At 43.0% G+C, this 17,007-nt stretch carries 14 protein-coding genes; 8 read left to right on the forward strand and 6 right to left on the reverse strand.

Annotated elements, in window-relative coordinates; all coding sequences use genetic code 11:
- Window positions 1-71: 71 nt before the first annotated feature.
- Window positions 72-1,448 (reverse strand): DUF4270 family protein, encoded by a 1,377-nt coding sequence (locus tag DDR33_RS09175; RefSeq protein WP_109415473.1) that lies wholly within the window; start codon window positions 1,446-1,448, stop codon window positions 72-74.
- 444 nt (window positions 1,449-1,892) lie between these two features.
- Here DDR33_RS09175 and DDR33_RS09180 point away from each other — a divergent pair, with 444 nt between their 5' ends.
- The 5 genes from DDR33_RS09180 (at window position 1,893) to DDR33_RS09200 (ending at window position 8,472) form a co-directional block, all read left to right on the forward strand.
- Window positions 1,893-2,999 carry a sensor histidine kinase gene (locus DDR33_RS09180; RefSeq protein WP_109415474.1) on the forward strand — a complete coding sequence of 369 codons (1,107 nt, stop codon included), beginning with the start codon at window positions 1,893-1,895 and terminating at the stop codon, window positions 2,997-2,999.
- Window positions 2,999-3,709 (forward strand): LytR/AlgR family response regulator transcription factor, encoded by a 711-nt coding sequence (locus DDR33_RS09185; RefSeq protein ID WP_109415475.1) that lies wholly within the window; start codon window positions 2,999-3,001, stop codon window positions 3,707-3,709. Before DDR33_RS09180 ends, DDR33_RS09185 begins: the two co-directional genes overlap by 1 nt.
- Before the next feature lie 211 nt (window positions 3,710-3,920).
- Complete coding sequence (locus DDR33_RS09190; RefSeq protein WP_109415476.1) at window positions 3,921-5,288, forward strand: DUF4270 family protein; 1,368 nt, start codon at window positions 3,921-3,923, stop codon at window positions 5,286-5,288.
- A gap of 105 nt (window positions 5,289-5,393) precedes the next feature.
- Window positions 5,394-7,229: a glutamine--fructose-6-phosphate transaminase (isomerizing) gene (gene glmS, locus DDR33_RS09195; RefSeq protein WP_109415477.1), complete on the forward strand. Its 1,836-nt coding sequence runs from the start codon at window positions 5,394-5,396 to the stop codon at window positions 7,227-7,229.
- 301 nt (window positions 7,230-7,530) lie between these two features.
- Entirely contained in the window at window positions 7,531-8,472 is a 942-nt protein-coding gene (locus tag DDR33_RS09200; protein ID WP_109415478.1) for a hydrogen peroxide-inducible genes activator, read from the forward strand.
- A gap of 55 nt (window positions 8,473-8,527) precedes the next feature.
- Here the strand turns inward: DDR33_RS09200 and DDR33_RS09205 are convergent, their stop codons facing one another.
- The 3 genes from DDR33_RS09205 to DDR33_RS09215 form a co-directional block, all read right to left on the reverse strand.
- Entirely contained in the window at window positions 8,528-9,130 is a 603-nt protein-coding gene (locus DDR33_RS09205) for a superoxide dismutase (protein WP_109415479.1), read from the reverse strand.
- A gap of 76 nt (window positions 9,131-9,206) precedes the next feature.
- Window positions 9,207-9,683 carry a nucleoside deaminase gene (locus DDR33_RS09210; protein WP_109415480.1) on the reverse strand — a complete coding sequence of 159 codons (477 nt, stop codon included), beginning with the start codon at window positions 9,681-9,683 and terminating at the stop codon, window positions 9,207-9,209.
- A 4-nt stretch (window positions 9,684-9,687) separates the two neighbouring features.
- Window positions 9,688-10,023: a tRNA-binding protein gene (locus DDR33_RS09215; RefSeq protein ID WP_109415481.1), complete on the reverse strand. Its 336-nt coding sequence runs from the start codon at window positions 10,021-10,023 to the stop codon at window positions 9,688-9,690.
- Between the two features lie 105 nt (window positions 10,024-10,128).
- Here DDR33_RS09215 and DDR33_RS09220 point away from each other — a divergent pair, with 105 nt between their 5' ends.
- A complete protein-coding gene (locus DDR33_RS09220; RefSeq protein ID WP_109415482.1) occupies window positions 10,129-11,316 on the forward strand; it encodes a class I SAM-dependent rRNA methyltransferase in 1,188 nt (395 codons plus the stop codon).
- A 349-nt stretch (window positions 11,317-11,665) separates the two neighbouring features.
- On the opposite strand, the gene DDR33_RS09225 is transcribed toward DDR33_RS09220, so the two are convergent.
- Window positions 11,666-12,202 (reverse strand): AAA family ATPase, encoded by a 537-nt coding sequence (locus DDR33_RS09225; protein ID WP_109415483.1) that lies wholly within the window; start codon window positions 12,200-12,202, stop codon window positions 11,666-11,668.
- Window positions 12,181-12,798, reverse strand: coding sequence for a nicotinamide riboside transporter PnuC (gene pnuC, locus DDR33_RS09230; protein ID WP_202913696.1), 618 nt, complete (start codon window positions 12,796-12,798; stop codon window positions 12,181-12,183). Before pnuC ends, DDR33_RS09225 begins: the two co-directional genes overlap by 22 nt.
- Before the next feature lie 90 nt (window positions 12,799-12,888).
- Here pnuC and DDR33_RS09235 point away from each other — a divergent pair, with 90 nt between their 5' ends.
- Window positions 12,889-13,917 carry an energy transducer TonB gene (locus DDR33_RS09235; protein ID WP_109415484.1) on the forward strand — a complete coding sequence of 343 codons (1,029 nt, stop codon included), beginning with the start codon at window positions 12,889-12,891 and terminating at the stop codon, window positions 13,915-13,917.
- 160 nt (window positions 13,918-14,077) lie between these two features.
- The gene (gene carB / locus DDR33_RS09240; protein WP_109415485.1) at window positions 14,078-16,894 is read left to right on the forward strand and encodes a carbamoyl-phosphate synthase large subunit; all 2,817 of its coding nucleotides are present in this window, start codon (window positions 14,078-14,080) and stop codon (window positions 16,892-16,894) included.
- Window positions 16,895-17,007 lie beyond the last annotated feature (113 nt).

Raw genomic sequence — 17,007 nt, forward strand, 5'->3', positions numbered from 1 at the left:
TACTACTGCAGGCAGCGACCAGAGTAAGCATGAAAAGAAAAAAAACTCCCGTGAAAAGTTTGCTCATAACATTATAAATTTAAGTTTGTGTATGTAATTTTTAATTGAATGTTCGCCCTGATATTGCTTGCTGAACCTATTACAAGACGGCCAAGAGACTTTTGTAAATCGGCTACCGGTAAGCTTAAAAACAGCGAAGTATTTAAGTAAACGGTACTAGATTTCGTAACATAATCCGTTAATGGAAAAGTATAATAGGCAGTTCCCATGCCATCGTTAAGACTATTCTGAAGGGATAAAGAGGAGACACTCGTCCTGGAATCCGACAAAATAGAAACCGGCTTGTTATTCTCATTCGCTACTAACAATACCAGCTGCGAAGGAAGAGTAAACAGATCATTATACCCGGGAGGAATTCTTATGATCAGCTCGGCCTTGTTGATAGCCGAATTCTCTCTTTTTGCAATATATCCTAAGTAAGGAATGTGAATTTTAGTCACCAGCCCCGTCCCTCCCTGTATATAGCTTAGCTCAGATGTTTGCGAGGCCGGAACCTCGTGATTTATCAAACTAATATTTTTCAGCTTCGTACCGCTCCTGTCGGCTGTAATATTGTTAAACTGATAACTGTTATTGTTCAGGCTAAATTTCAACTCACCGCGTTTCAGAAAACCATCGGCACTGGCATAAGAATAATAAATCTTCACTTCGGCAGTATCAGTATACCCGATTACTGCATTTCCTTTATCTGAACCGGGAACCAACACCAACCCCTTAAAATAATCAAGAAACTCTTCTGAAGAACTAATCAGCGAGCTGCCATCCTTAATCAAAGAAAAGAGTTCAGAACCGACCGATTGGTTAAGCCGGAAAACAAGAGTATCTTGTGAAGCCGGCCTGGGCTTGAATGAAATCTTTCCTACCGGATCACTTTCATGTTCCAGCTTCGTCCGGTTATAGAAGGTCTGCCCCCCCGAAAAAACATTTTCTTCCTCAGGTTCCTTAATTCCTCCGGATGTCGGCAGAGAAATCCTGTTTTTTAATTTATAAATACTGATCTCCTGGGTAACCGAGGTATCTCCGTAATAGTAACCGGAGTATTTCAGCTTGACCCTGACGGAATCAAATTTCGCATCATCTGATAGCGCCGAAGGAGAAATACCGTCGGGTGCGACCTGGAAATAACTGGAAGACTGAATATTCCCCAGTTCCGGATCAGCAATCCGCCCGACCAGCATCACGCCCTTCCCTGCAGTAGGCAGGGAGTCGAGCAGAAAAGTCGAGGTATATATAGTGGCTGTATCGGTAACATCAGTACCAAGATGCTCCTGCATCCCCAGTCCGACGTCATCCTGTTTCTGACAGGATAACAGAAAAACTATAAGAATCCCCGGAAAACTCAGCCTGGAACACTGGCGCTTTAAAAGCTGCTTCGATAATTTAAACATTTATCTTATTAAGAAATTTTCACTCCAAATATGGAGCTGGTTTTTATGCGTTTGCTTTTTTTTAACATAGTTTAACCCCTGTGAAGAAAAAGCCATCAGATATTAACAATCATTAACAAGGGGACCCGTTATCTGCCTTTTTGGTTAACAAATCTTAACCAGGCATCGGGATTTCCGGTTACCCCGAACGACAAACCAGAACCATACAACACAATTTTTCATCACGAATGTAGGAAGGATCGAAAGCAGGATTTTGCAAATGCGATCTAGCTTGTTAATCGCCGGACGATCAGCAGGATTTTATCTAGAATCCCGGCACCAGGAAGAATATTTCCGGACGCCGGGAAAATCTAAATAGACAAAAACCCTCAGTTTGTCGTTATTATCCAACCTTTAATCGTTTTTACCCTCATGCAAGTCACTTAGTTAGTATTTTAGTGCAGGATGAACAGAATCAAACTACAGAACTTAGTACATGAGGCGATTCCGTTATTGCTCTGGCTGGGGTTCGTATTATTTCCATTTCTGTTCCGCTCTCCTTCCGTACCGTCATCGGTTCATAAGCACTTCCTGGAGGCAATTTTCATCAACAACCTGGTGCTGCTTTCTGTATTTTATCTTCACGCATTTGCAATTTATCCCCTGAAAAAGGGACGGAATGGCATTCTGTGGTATATTGCCGCACTGCTTGTCTGTCTCATTGCTTTTGTGTCAGTGTCAAGTAGGCTCAACCCAGAACCCCGTATGACAGGATGGGGAAACGTTCACAAATTCCATCAAAGGGAACGTTTTCCGAATCCCCTCCCTCCCAGACACCCTCTTGAAAAGATTATCTTCGCAGGGAGCAACCCACTGAGGGAATTCCGGATCGTCCCATTTTTTTTTGTTATTCTTTGCAGTTATTGTTACAGGATCCTGAGAGACCACGCCAAACGTGAGAGAGCGCTAAAGGAACATGAGAACGAACATCTGAAAACGGAGCTGAATTTTCTCCGCTCGCAGATAAGTCCTCATTTCATGTTCAACGTAATGAACAGCATGGTATCGCTTGCCCGTAAACAATCTCCTTTACTCGAAACCTCTTTAATAAACATGTCGAGCCTGATGCGCTACATGCTTTATGAAACGGGAGATAAACAGGTGTCATTAAACACCGAAATTGAATATCTTAAGAATTATATAGACTTACAGCTGCTGCGCTATGGCGATTCTGTAAAGCTAAATCTCTACATAAACGGACATACCCAGGGATATCATATTGAACCGATGCTGTTGATCCCTTTCGTCGAAAACGCATTCAAACATGGGATATCAATGATAGAGGCTCCGTTGATTGATATTTCCTTAGCAGTTGATGCGAACACCCATTGGCTGAACTTTAACGTTGTCAACAGCATCAGTCCGCAAAAGGACAAAAGTGACAACGGAATAGGGATCGGACTCGTAAACGTACAGCGGAGATTAGCGTTGCTCTACCCGGAAAAGCACACTCTCAGCATTGGCAGGGATAACAACATTTTTAATATCAAACTTAAAATTAAGCTTACATAATGAACTGTCTTGTAATTGACGATGAAAAGTTAGCCCTCGAACTTTTAGAAGACAATGTTAAAAAGGTACCGTTTTTAAACCTCAAAGGATGCTGCAGAAATGCAATTGAAGCAATCGACATGATGAAAGATCATAAAATTGACCTGATCTTTCTGGATATAAAGATGCCAGGGTTAAATGGTCTTGAATTCATTCAGACCCTCTCTAGTCCGCCGTTGGTTATACTGGTCACTGCCTTCGCGCAACACGCACTGGAAGCGTTCAGCCTCAACGTTGTAGACTACCTGGTAAAACCGGTTCCTTTTAACAGGTTCCTTACCGCTGCCAATAAAGCATTTGATATCTTCAATATGAAGCAAATTTCGCAGCAATCACACGCTTTTCCTTCATCTGACCATATTTTCGTAAACGCAGGATATTCCCTTGTAAAAGTTCGCCTTCAGGACATCATTTATATTGAAGGGCTGAGGGACTATGTCCGGATCAATCTGGCAAATGATCAGGTGGTTACTACCCGGATCAGCATGAAGAGCCTTGAAGAAAAACTTGGCCCTGCAACATTTATGAGAATACATAAATCTTTTATTATAGCCCTCGACAAAATAGACTCAGTCCAGAAATACAGATTGATTATCCATGGCCGGGAAATTCCCGTCGGCGAATCCTACCGTAATGCATTACAGTCCTATATTACGCTGAGAAACATTTAACCAGCCAGACTTCTGCCTCTCCTTCATATTCTCTGTATTCAGGGAATAATACGCATGTTTCATACTATCCCTGCACGATCCAAAAGGCCATTTTGTGCGTTAAACTCACGTAGCCCGACAATATTGCTATGAATACCCCGTTTTATGCTACAAATGCTTATTTTAATTATCTTTGCCGGAGCATTTTAACCAGAAGAGAGAATAAATACTAATGAGATATTTCGGACAGGGCCTGTTAATGTTATTAATAGCTCTTTTTATTTTTAGCGGTTGTCAGAAAGCTGACAATATCGGACTGGATATAGATCCGCAGGATTCTATACAGGGAAAGCTGATCGTCGATTTTAATGTAAACACGATAACTGTAAGGGATGATAGTTTAAATACATCAAACATAGGGCAGTATCCTCTCGGCTCACTCAACGACCCATTGCTGGGAACTACTGAATCAGCAATTGCGATGCAGCTGAACTTGCCGTCAACTGGGTTTACTTTCGGAGAAGAAGCCGCTCTTGATTCAGTCGTATTGATCATGCGATATGGCAATGACTTTTATGGAGACTCTACTTCCTCAACATTCAACGTGAGTATCCACGAACTTAATGAGAAGTTCGGACAGAGCTATGCAAGTAATAAAACTTGGAATTACGGGTCGGAATCACTTGGAACCAGGGAGGGAACACGTTTTGCATGGCGTGACAGCATCAAGATCACCCAGCAAGTGAAAGGGGGACCGGATACCCTGGTGAAAGTACCACCGCAACTAAGGATCCGTTTAGGAGATACCTTCAAAGAAAGACTTAGAACTGCAGCTGCAGCAAACTTTGCCAGCAACAGTGCATTTACCAATTTCCTCAAAGGTTTTTACATGAAAGCATCTAAACAGAATTCTCAGATCGGAGGGATTGGGTTCTTCAACCTCGCGGCACCGGATGTGACAAGCCGTATGGATGTATATTACAGCAACAAGAACTCCTCAGGTGGCAGGGATACACTAACCGCGTCCTTTAACGTCGCGGGAGAAGCACCAGCCATAAAACATGATTACACCGGAACTCCTGTAGAAGAGCAGCTCGAAGATCCTTCAAAATCATACAGCACAGTTTATGTTCAGCCAATGGGAGGTTTAAAAGCGAAGATAACGTTCCCCGATCTCAAAAAGCTGAAAGAATTGGGTACCCTGGCCATAAACAAAGCAGAGCTGGTGGTGAACGTAGAAGATGGAACAACTAATCCTCTTGAGCCCTCACAGGCCTTAACAATATATCAAACAGACATCGCCGGACAGAGACAGGTGCTCCCTGATCAGTTTTCTTATTGGGGAGGATCTATTTACGATAGCGATAAAAAGAGATATATCTTTAATGTCAGCACTTATGTCCAGAGGATCCTCTCCGGACAGACAGAACAATATCCGGTTTATATTATCCCGGCGAACCTCAGATTCGTTTCTCAGCAATCACAAAATATTTCTCCAATAGCGAATACTGCTGAAAGATCAGTTCTTTCCGGAAAAGGCACTCCCGATCATTCCGGCAGAATCAAGCTTAATATTTATTATAATAAGCTTCGGAACTAGAAAAACATCCCTTAAAAGGCAAAAAGCAGCAAGATAAATGCAACAAAACGCAGCATTCATCTTGCTGCTTTTTGTTTAAATTAGCCTCATTAATCATATCATAATATGTGTGGAATTGTTGGATACATTGGCTACCGCGATGCATGGCCAGTGATCATAAAAGGTCTTCGCCGTCTTGAATATCGCGGCTATGACAGTGCAGGCGTCGCATTACTCGACGGCAGCCTCAAAACATATAAAAAAACAGGAAAAGTAAGCGAACTGGAAGGGTTTGCTGAAGGAAAAGATAAGACAGGCACCATTGGCATGGGGCATACCCGCTGGGCTACACATGGAGAACCATCAGACCGGAACTCCCATCCCCACCAGTCCGGAGACGGAAGGCTTTCTATCATTCACAATGGCATCATTGAAAACTATGCGACACTAAAAGAAGCCTTAATAGCAAGAGGCCATGTATTTAAAAGCGAAACTGACACAGAAGTTCTGATACACCTGATTGAAGCTATTCAGAAAGCCGATAACCTCGATCTGTCAGAAGCTGTACGGGTTGCTTTGGCAAAAGTTATCGGAGCCTATGCGATAGTAGTGATGAGTCAGGATGAACCGGACCTTCTCATTGCAGCCAGGAAAGGCAGTCCTATGGTAATTGGAGTTGGTGAGAATGAGTATTTCATCGCATCTGATGCCTCGCCTATTGTAGAATACACAAAAAACGTCATTTATCTGAAAGATAACCAGATAGCAGCAATCAAAAGAGATGAGCTCATTGTAAAAAGCATTGACAATATCATTCAAACCCCATCTATTCACGAGCTCTCTTTAAAACTGGAGATGCTTGAAAAAGGCGGATTTGATCACTTCATGCTGAAAGAGATCTACGAGCAACCCCGGTCAATAAAGGATTGTATGAGAGGCCGTATCTATGCGAATGAAGGAAAGGTCCAGTTGGGGGGCATCAAAGACTACACAGAGAAACTTAAAAACGCCGACAGGATTATTATCATTGCCTGCGGTACCTCCTGGCATGCCGGTCTGGTAGGGGAATATCTTATTGAAGAATACGCAAGAGTCCCCGTAGAGGTGGAATACGCTTCGGAATTCCGGTACCGGAACCCCATCATCTCTGAAAAAGATATTGTTGTTGCAATATCCCAGTCTGGAGAAACGGCTGATACTATGGCGGCAATTGAACTTGCCAAAGAGAAAGGTGCTACAATATTCGGGATTTGTAATGTGGTAGGCTCTTCTATTCCCCGAATTACACATGCGGGAGTATACACACACGCAGGCCCCGAAATAGGAGTAGCCTCTACCAAGGCTTTTACTGCCCAGGTAAGTGTCTTAACGCTTATGGCTCTCTATATAGCCCAGCAAAGAGGGACAATTAATCAAGCTGAAATGGTAAATATGCTTACAGAGCTTGATGAAATCCCTTCACTAGTAGAAAAATGCCTTAAAACAGATGAAAAGATCAGGGTCATATCCGAAAAACTGAAAGACTCTACAAACTGTCTTTTTCTTGGAAGAGGAAGCGGGTTCCCTGTGGCCCTGGAAGGAGCTCTGAAACTGAAGGAAATCTCATATATCCATGCAGAAGGATATCCTGCTGCCGAAATGAAGCATGGCCCTATTGCTCTGATAGATGAAGATATGCCGGTCATATTCATCGCGACTAAAAACTCATCATATGAGAAGGTGATCAGCAACATTCAGGAGGTAAAAGCGCGGAAAGGTAAAGTGATTGCCATTGTTACGGAAGGAGATAAAGAAGTCAAAAAGATGGCTGATTACATCATTGAGATTCCCGACACGAATGAGGCATACCTCCCTTTACTTGCGACAATTCCATTGCAGCTGCTCGCTTATAATATAGCTGTTATGCGGGGCTGCAATGTCGATCAGCCAAGAAATCTCGCAAAATCGGTGACTGTAGAATAACTGTCCTCTACTATCATCCCGCTTTATATAAAAAAGAGGCTTTCCGTCAGGATAAGCCTCTTTTTGTTTTAGTAATTAAACCCCAAATTATGCAACATAAACATAACATCTTTATTAGCTGCAAGTTACAGACAATCAGCTGTTAGCTCCTTATCTTAAACCAGTCATTTTTAAACCCTCCTTGTAATTCCCAAATGCGTAACAGGAATCATGATAATTTATTTCGGTTAACGATACAAATATCACCACAAACACACCATAAAAAAAATCAATATTTTCTATCTTTGCATAGATAACTATTATGACACTCGTTCAACTTGAATATATTGTTGCCGTAGATACCTACAGAAGCTTCGTTACGGCCGCAGAAAAATGCTTTGTTACCCAACCAACACTAAGCATGCAGATACAGAAATTGGAAGAGACCCTGGGCGTAAAGCTATTCGACAGGAGCAGGCAGCCTGTAGTACCAACAGAAATAGGCCAGTCGGTAATCGATCAGGCAAGGGTAATCCTTGCCGAATCAGACAAGCTGCAGGAAATCATAAGTATCCATAAAAAGGAACTTGCGGGAGAACTAAAAGTTGGGGTAATTCCTACAATCGCCCCCTATCTTCTTCCAAAGATCATCATGAGCTTCACTGCTAAATACCAGAAAGTTCAGTTGCACATTTGGGAATACACTACAGAACAGATTGTGCAGAAACTGAAAACAGGTTTGCTTGACTGCGGCATTCTGTCCACCCCGCTTGAGGATAAGAGCCTCTCTGAACTTCCTTTGTTTTATGAAGATTTCGTTGTGTATGCTTCCTCCTCAAGCAATCTGCTGAGAAAAGAAAATGTAAGGACGAAAGATATTAACATAGATGAACTCTGGCTGCTCAACGAAGGTCACTGCATGAGAAACCAGGTATTGAATATCTGTGCACAAAAAAGTCTCAATAAAACAAGGTTGTTTGAATATAACACCGGAAGCGTGGAGACCCTGAAAAGAATGGTCGATCTGAATACAGGGCTCACTATTTTACCCGAATTAAGTCTCAGCGATTTCTCTGATGATCAGATGAAGAGAATAAGAAGGTTCAGCAGCCCGGTGCCTGTACGCGAAATCAGTATAGTCACTCACCGGAACTTCCTCAAGCGCGGGATCATATCCGCTCTTGAAAGAGAGATCCTCGATTCTATTCCCCAGCATATGCACCAGAAGAACAAGAAGACAGTTATGGAGACTTTCGTAAATTAAAAAAGAGGCTGTATCATTTCAGACACAGCCTCTTCATTAAACTAAAAACTCTAACTTATTTTTTAAACCGCTCAGCGACTTTGTTCCAGTCAACTGCATTCCAGAAAGCAGCAATATAGTCAGGACGCTTGTTCTGATATTTCAGGTAATAGGCATGTTCCCACACGTCCATTCCCAAAATTGGAGTTCCCTTCACATCTGCAACATCCATCAAAGGATTATCCTGGTTAGGAGTTGATGAAACCTGCAGCTTGCCATCAGCGGCAACCGACAACCAGGCCCAGCCCGACCCGAAACGGGTAGCCCCTGCTTCGCTGAATTTCTTTTTAAACTCTTCGAAAGAACCGAAAGCCTCAGTAATAGCGTCAGCCAGCTCACCAGTAGGTTCGCCACCCGCATTCGGACCTAATACTGTCCAGAATAAACTGTGATTGTAGTGACCACCGCCATTGTTACGCACGGCAGCAGGATAACTGGAAATATTTGCCAGGATTTCTTCCAGCGACTTATTCTCAGCTTCTGTACCAGCAATAGCTTTGTTCAGATTGTCAACATAAGCCTGGTGGTGCTTGCCATGGTGAATCTCCATAGTAGCCTTATCAATGTGTGGTTCTAACGCGTCTGATGCGTATGGTAACGCAGGAAGTTCAAAAGCCATAATTAAATTATTTTAAGGTTAAACATTAAGCCGGTACAAAGATAACCTCTGCACATTTCTTTTGTTCAGCAGGATGTCAAGTTTTATTTCTTTTCTTTATAAAAAATTCCTTTATCAGAGAAGCACAATCATTTTCCATAATTCCGCTTACAATTTCAGTCCTCGGATGAGTGATCTGCTGGTTGATCCTGCTGAACCCGCGCTTCAGATCGTGCGCCCCGAATACAATACGGCTTATCTGAGTCCAATAGGATGCCCCGGCACACATAATACAGGGTTCGATAGTGACATATAAAGTACAATCCTTCAGGTATTTTCCTCCCATGAAGTTGGCAGCAGCTGTAAAGGCCTGCATTTCTGCATGGGCAGTCACATCATTAAGCCGTTCGGTTAGGTTATGTCCTCTCCCGATGATCCGTCCTTTACACACCACGATAGCGCCGATCGGCACTTCATCATAATCAAGCGCAAGCCTCGCTTCCTTTATCGCTTCATTCATATAAAATTCATCCGGCGCAATCGCTGGCTCGTCTGTAAAACTGAAATAACGCATCTTCCTATATTAATTTTGTTCCGTTTGGCACAGGTCTTTCTACCGTAGCCAGCACAATATCTCCATTCCCGTCAGCAACCCCTGTTACAAGGAATTCAGACATAAAGTTCGCAATCTGCTTAACAGGAAAATTAAGTACACCTATAATTTGTTTTCCTGTAAGATCTTCTTTACTGTAATGTTTAGTAATCTGAGCACTGCTCCACTTAATCCCAAATTCACCGAAGTCAACTTTCACTTTAAATGCAGGCTTTCGTGCCTCAGGAAAATCAAGCACCTCAATAATAGTTCCCGCATGAAGCGCAACCTTTTCAAAATCCGCCCAGGTAATCTGTTCCATACAACAAATTAAACTAAAAATCGGCGAAAGCTGGTACCAACCTCGCGCCACAGACCATAAATGATAACGCTATGAACTATGCCGGGGGAAGAGTATTTTTGCCGGATGCTGGAAGTACGACTAAAAAAAGGAAAAGAGAAAGCTGTAAAGCAGCTACACCCGTGGATTTTCTCTGGTGCAGTAGAGTTTGTTAAAGGAAAGCCCGATAACGGAGACATTGTCACAGTGACAGACCATTCCGGGGGTTTTCTTGCAACAGGCTTCTTTAACAGTAACTCACGTGTTGCCGTACGTGTGCTTGAATGGGAACAGGATATTCCTGTTGACGAAGAATGGTGGAGAAAAAAGGTGCGTAAATCAGTCTTGTCACGCGAATCAATCCTTAAGTCCGACATGACCAGTGCCTGCAGGCTTATATTTAGTGAGGCCGATTTCCTTCCGGGATTGATAGCCGACAAATACGCTGATTATATTTCAGTACAGGTTCTTACTTCAGGCATTGAAAAGGTAAAAGGCATTATACTTGACGAACTCAAAACATTACTGAACCCGACCGGGATATTCGACAGAAGCGATGCCTCTGCACGTGCTCATGAAGGGATGGATGCGTCTTTTGGAATTTTATACGGGCAGGAGCCTCCGCAATATGTCGAAGTCAGGGAAAACGGTATTAAGTATCTTATAAATATCGCTGAAGGGCAAAAATCAGGTTTCTTTTGCGACCAGCGCGACAACAGGAGGATTGTCGCCGAACACGCCCCGGGGAAAAGAGTGCTGGATTGTTTCTCTTATTCGGGCGGATTTTCACTGAACGCTTTAAAACATGGCGCAGCCGAAGTGATCAGCGTAGACAGTTCACCGCTTGCAATTGAAACGCTTAACAGAAATATCAATCTCAACGGATTCGGGGCGTTAAAACATAATGCGGTACAGTCCGACGTAAATAAGCAACTCCGTGCTTTCAGGGATCAAAATGAGCTTTTTGATATAGTCGTGCTCGATCCTCCCAAATATGCACCTTCCCGTTCTGCTCTGGATAAAGCCTCCCGTGCATATAAAGATCTTAACAGAATAGGCATGTCGCTGTTAAAAAGCGGAGGCTTACTGGCAACATTTTCCTGTTCAGGAGCTGTCGACATAAGTCATTTCAAACAAATACTCGCTTGGGCTGCACTCGATGCAGGAAAAGACGTCCAGTTTATCAGCCAGTTCTGTCAGCCCGAGGATCATCCCGTAAGGGCTTCCTTCCCTGAAGGCGAATACCTGAAAGGTCTTTTGTGCCGGATCCTTTAGGCGATCAAAAATTTAAGGAATGATATTTAAAACAGAATTTGGAGGACAGAAAACACATTTATAAGCTGCTGGCAGCCGGAATGAATCAGTATTAAATAGAAAAACCTTCCGTTGAGCGGAAGGTTTTCTAATCATTAATTTAAAAAGAACGTATACTTAGGGAAGCTAAGTCAAAAGAAAAAAAATAGTCCTGTCGCCTCTCCTGCCTGTCCTCACTCTTCAGATATCCGGGCTCTGTTTATTGCCCGATATCCGCATATCTTCAGACCATTCTACTATTTAGACGGAATTCTTTTACAAATGTTACAAATAATTTAAACAAAACTAATTATTTAAGCGTTTTGGTGTGTTAAATAATGTTAAGGTATTTATTAACAAAACTAACAGCATTGTTAAACCTCGTCGTATTATCCCCTTGAATAACGGCATATCTGGCATTTAAAGCATGCAGTTCCTTATGCCAGATGTCCATGAAATACTCCCGTAAATGTGGAAAATCTCTTAAGGGATCGTCCTCCCATGGAAGATCGGTGTCCATTAAAAGATATAAATCGTAAGGATGCCGGGGCAGTTCCTCCAGAACTTCGTCAGGAGATTTTCCGAAAGAGAAGTCACACCAGATTTTGACAGTAAGAAAGGTCGTATCGCAGATCAGGATCTTATTAGCTTTCTTTATCAGCCTGCTTTCAAGCTCCAGCTGCCCGTTGAACATATTGATCTCGTCCTGCCAGGAACATGGCTCCTTCAGTTTGCTGCAATATTCACGGGCGTACTCAGGAACCCATACAGTATTATAATGGTCAGCAAGTTGCTGCGATATAGTTGACTTTCCGGTTGATTCCGGACCAACTATCGCGATTTTTTTTATTTGTTCTCCAATCTCCATGTGCGTCGCCAGTCTATAAAACCAATTGTTGCCAGTATCAGGAATAGTGAATATAAAACTGCAGTGAGGGCCAGCTCCTTATAAAGATATAATGGCACATAACATGCATCTACAATAATCCACAGTATCCAGTTCTGAAGTACCTTACGCGTCATTAAAAACTGCGCTACAAAACTGGTAGCAGTACAGGCCCCATCTATATAAGGAACGTCGCTGTTAGTATACCGGTCAAGAAACGCTCCTAAGACAACAGAAAGTATGGCTACGGCGATAATTACAGCAAAATAACTGCCGCCGCTGAGCGAAGCGACAGGCTTCTCGTGCTGCTCTTTTCTCTTCAGCCAATAGTACCATCCGTAAATAGCTGTACCCAGGAAGTATATCTGAAGTACAGCGTCTCCGTAGAGCTTATAATCATAAAATAATACGGCATAGGCAACCACACTTATAATGGACACCGGCCAGTTTAGAATATGTTGTTTAGCTGCCAGATAAACGCAAAGAAATCCCGTTATAGTGCCAAGCCATTCAAGAAACGATGTCTGAACCAACTGATTCCAGAACAGTTGTATAAAAGAATTACCACCATCGACCACGATGCAAAAGTATAAAAACAGGCCCTCCTTTCAAGAAAAAAGCTTTGCATTATTAAACGATTTTCTAATATTTACAACAAAAAAAGAGAAATGAAAAAACTCCTTATCCTGTGTCTCCTTTTAAACACAGCAACCTTTGCACAGAAAAAACAAAATATTTATTTTCTGAAAAATGACGGACGAAAAGTACCGGTTAAAGACAGTGCTGATTTTATCCGGATAATCGAAGAGCCTGATTCAGGGTCAGTTTTCTTTAACGTATCTGAATTTTATCCGGATAATCAAAAAAAGTTAACAGGACACGCGTCGCAGGTTGAGCCATTGCTGATTTATGAGGGGCTGATCAAATCTTTTTATCCAGACGGAAAAACGCAGGAAGTCAGCTACTACGAAAAAGGGGAACTTATTGGTCGTTCCGACTCCTACTACAAAAACGGGCAATTAAAAGAAACAAAAGAATACCTGAGGGAAACAGAAAGCGGCAGATTAGCCGAAAATAAGTATAAGCCACAGAAATACAAGCTTCTGACCTACTTTGACTCTACGGGCACACAGACAGTGAAAGACGGGAATGGCTATGCGAAATACTTCGACGCACAAACGGATATATCGGAAGAAGGACAATATCTTAACGGTTTTAAAAATGGCACCTGGAAAGGAAAATCCGGGAACAACTTCTTTGAAGAAAACTACCAGCAAGGCACCTTCACGGAAGGTATTGCAACACTTTCCGACGGCTCAAAAAGCACTTATAAAGACCCGGATCAATTTCCGGACTATAAAGGAGGGATACCAAAATTTTACGAATATGTGTCTAAATCCTACAGGTTTCCTAAAGAAGCAAGAGAATACGGGGTAAGCGGCAGATTGATCCTGAGCTTCATTGTTGAAAAGAGTGGAGAACTTTCAAATGTCAAAATAGTAAGAAATCTCGGTTACGGGACCGGAGAAAAAGCTGTAGAAATGCTGGAAAGATCTCCAAAGTGGATCCCGGGAAAACAGCACGGTATACCAGTACGTGTCACCTATACTTTACCAATTATGCTCAATCTCGCCCCCGAACCAGCTTCAAGGACACCCTATCCGTTCGGCAAGTCGCGTTCGTTACGAACTTATTAATACAGCCTGCGATTAAAAATAAAATAATCTATAGCAAAAACGCTGCAAATTCATACCTTTGCATCCCGACAATACAGTCGGGATTTTTTTTACACAAAAACCAATCTCACTGGTTGTTAAGTCGTTTGACAGAAATTTACATTTTGACTTTAACAATTCCATGCCAAAAGATTCTTCAATTAAATCAGTCCTGATCATCGGTTCAGGGCCAATTATTATCGGACAAGCCTGTGAGTTCGACTACTCTGGTTCACAGGCTGCATTATCTTTGAAAGATGAAGGGATTGAAGTTTCAATCATCAATTCGAATCCGGCAACCATTATGACGGATAAGGTGATTGCTGATCACGTCTACCTTCGCCCCCTCACATGCGATAGTATTGAAACTATCCTGCAGGAACAAAAGATCGATGCAGTTCTTCCTACAATGGGAGGGCAAACAGCGCTTAATCTTTGTAAAGAAGCTGAAGAAAGAGGCATCTGGAACAAATACGGCGTCAAGGTAATTGGTGTTGATGTTGCCGCTATCGAGAAAACAGAAAACAGGGAAGAATTCCGCCAGCTGATGGTAGATATCGGCATCGGTGTAGCGAAATCCAAAATTGCCAATTCCTTCCTCGAAGGAAAAGAAGCGGCACAGGAAATTGGGTTCCCTCTTGTTATCCGTCCTTCCTATACCCTTGGTGGAACCGGAGGTGGATTCGTTCACAAAAAAGAAGAGTTCGATGCAGCACTTAGCCGCGGCCTGCAAGCCTCTCCAACTCACGAGGTCCTGGTAGAGCAGGCGGTACTCGGTTGGAAAGAATACGAACTGGAGTTGCTGCGCGACAATAAAGACAACGTTATCATTATCTGTTCAATCGAAAACTTCGACCCTATGGGTATCCATACAGGAGACTCTATTACAGTAGCGCCTGCAATGACACTCAGCGACCGTTGCTACCAGGAGATGCGTAACCAGGCGATCAAAATGATGCGTGCCATCGGCAATTTCGCAGGAGGCTGCAACGTACAGTTTTCCGTGAATCCGGCAGACGAATCCATCATAGCCATTGAAATAAATCCCCGGGTATCACGCTCTTCTGCACTTGCTTCAAAAGCTACCGGTTATCCCATTGCTAAAATTGCCGCCAAGCTGGCTATTGGATATAACCTCGATGAGATCGAAAATCAGATTACCAAAACTACCTCAGCATATTTCGAACCAACCCTCGATTATGTAATAGTTAAGGTGCCGAGATGGAACTTCGATAAGTTCAAAGGCGCGAATAACGAACTTGGCCTTCAGATGAAATCGGTAGGTGAAGTAATGGCTATCGGCCGTACATTCATCGAAGCTCTCCAGAAAGCAGCACAGAGCCTTGAAATTGGCCGTGCCGGACTGGGTGCAGACGGAAGACAAAACCGCAACCTTGAGGAGATCATGAAAGGACTGGAGCACCCGACATGGAACCGCCTGTTCCTCATAAAGGACGCAATGAACCTTGGGGTACCGATCGAGTCGATCCGTAAGGTTACCCTTATCGATAAATGGTTCCTCGTGCAAATCCAGGAACTGGTGGCCCTCGAGCAGGAACTTAAGAGGTATTCGCTGAATAATATCCCTAAAGACTTTTTCTTAACGTTAAAACAGAAAGGATTTTCAGATATCCAGATCTCCTGGCTTCTCGGCAATGTTACCGAAGACGACGTTTACAACAGGAGGAAGGAACTGGGCATTAAGCGGGTGTACAAAATGGTTGATACCTGCGCCGCTGAATTTCAGGCACAAACGCCATACTACTATTCAACATTTGAGCATGAGAACGAGTCGGTGGCTTCTGATAAAAAGAAAATTATCGTCCTCGGTTCAGGCCCCAACAGGATTGGACAGGGAATCGAATTCGACTACTCATGTGTACACGGGCTGATTGCGGCAAAGGAATCCGGATTCGAAGCGATCATGATCAACTGCAATCCTGAGACTGTATCTACAGACTTCAATATGGCCGATAAACTTTATTTCGAGCCAGTGTTCTGGGAGCATGTCAGGGAAATCATTGAACTCGAAAAACCGGAAGGAGTAATCGTTCAGCTGGGAGGTCAGACTGCCCTCAAAATGGCAGAAAAACTTTATGAGAACGGCATTAAGATAATTGGCACATCCTTTAAAAATATGGATATCGCTGAAGACCGCGGCCATTTCTCCGATCTTCTGAAAGATCTCGATATCCCGTATCCAAAGTATGGAGTTGCAGAAAGTGCCGAAGAAGCGATCGAAGTGGCCCATCAGGTGGGATATCCCGTTCTGGTGAGACCGAGTTATGTATTAGGCGGCCAGGGAATGAGCATTGTTATCAACGACGATGATCTGGAGAAGGCAGTCGTAAAACTTCTTGGAGACCTCCCCGGCAACCGCGTTTTGATCGATCACTTCCTTGACAGGGCAGAAGAAGCCGAATCTGATTCTATCTGTGATGGTGAAGATGTTCATATCATTGGAATGATGGAACACATCGAGCCAGCCGGAATTCACTCCGGGGATTCGAGTGCCGTACTTCCCCCATTCAACTTGTCTGAAAACGTTACCCGCCAGATGGAGGAATATACGACGAAGCTTGCGAAAGCACTGAACGTACGGGGCCTTTTGAATATTCAGTTTGCTATCAAGGATGAAAAGGTATATGTAATTGAAGCAAATCCAAGAGCTTCCAGAACTGTTCCGTTCATTGCGAAAGCCTATGACGTTCCTTATATTAATATCGCAGCTAAGATTATGCTGGGCGTGAATACTCTGAAAGATTTCACCATAGTCAGAAAACTCGAAGGATACGCTATCAAGGAACCCGTTTTCTCTTTCGATAAGTTCCCGGATGTAGATAAACAACTCGGACCTGAGATGAAATCAACAGGAGAAGCTATCCGCTTCATCAAAAATCTTGAAGATCCATACTTTGTAAAATTATACAAAGAGAAATCAATGTACCTGAGTAAATAAGCTATCAGCTTCAGCAGACTGCTGACAGCATTTTACAAAAACAGCTTAGAGGACCAATTCCTCTAAGCTGTTTTTCTTGAGCCCTCCACACAGCTCATTACCCAATAACTCCT

Origin of the sequence: Pararcticibacter amylolyticus (genome assembly GCF_003130405.1) — a bacterium.
Lineage (GTDB): Bacteria > Bacteroidota > Bacteroidia > Sphingobacteriales > Sphingobacteriaceae > Arcticibacter > Arcticibacter amylolyticus.

Bases quoted from the DNA above. Each gene is read 5' to 3' on its own strand.
- DDR33_RS09185 (WP_109415475.1), top strand. From the start codon at position 2,999: ATGAACTGTCTTGTAATTGACGATGAAAAGTTAGCCCTCGAACTTTTA.
- DDR33_RS09235 (WP_109415484.1), top strand. From the start codon at position 12,889: ATGAAAAAACTCCTTATCCTGTGTCTCCTTTTAAACACAGCAACCTTT.
- glmS (WP_109415477.1), top strand. From the start codon at position 5,394: ATGTGTGGAATTGTTGGATACATTGGCTACCGCGATGCATGGCCAGTG.
- DDR33_RS09175 (WP_109415473.1), bottom strand. From the start codon at position 1,448: ATGTTTAAATTATCGAAGCAGCTTTTAAAGCGCCAGTGTTCCAGGCTG.
- DDR33_RS09210 (WP_109415480.1), bottom strand. From the start codon at position 9,683: ATGCGTTATTTCAGTTTTACAGACGAGCCAGCGATTGCGCCGGATGAA.
- carB (WP_109415485.1), top strand. From the start codon at position 14,078: ATGCCAAAAGATTCTTCAATTAAATCAGTCCTGATCATCGGTTCAGGG.
- DDR33_RS09190 (WP_109415476.1), top strand. From the start codon at position 3,921: ATGAGATATTTCGGACAGGGCCTGTTAATGTTATTAATAGCTCTTTTT.
- DDR33_RS09200 (WP_109415478.1), top strand. From the start codon at position 7,531: ATGACACTCGTTCAACTTGAATATATTGTTGCCGTAGATACCTACAGA.
- DDR33_RS09220 (WP_109415482.1), top strand. From the start codon at position 10,129: ATGCTGGAAGTACGACTAAAAAAAGGAAAAGAGAAAGCTGTAAAGCAG.
- DDR33_RS09180 (WP_109415474.1), top strand. From the start codon at position 1,893: ATGAACAGAATCAAACTACAGAACTTAGTACATGAGGCGATTCCGTTA.
- DDR33_RS09215 (WP_109415481.1), bottom strand. From the start codon at position 10,023: ATGGAACAGATTACCTGGGCGGATTTTGAAAAGGTTGCGCTTCATGCG.
- DDR33_RS09205 (WP_109415479.1), bottom strand. From the start codon at position 9,130: ATGGCTTTTGAACTTCCTGCGTTACCATACGCATCAGACGCGTTAGAA.
- DDR33_RS09225 (WP_109415483.1), bottom strand. From the start codon at position 12,202: ATGGAGATTGGAGAACAAATAAAAAAAATCGCGATAGTTGGTCCGGAA.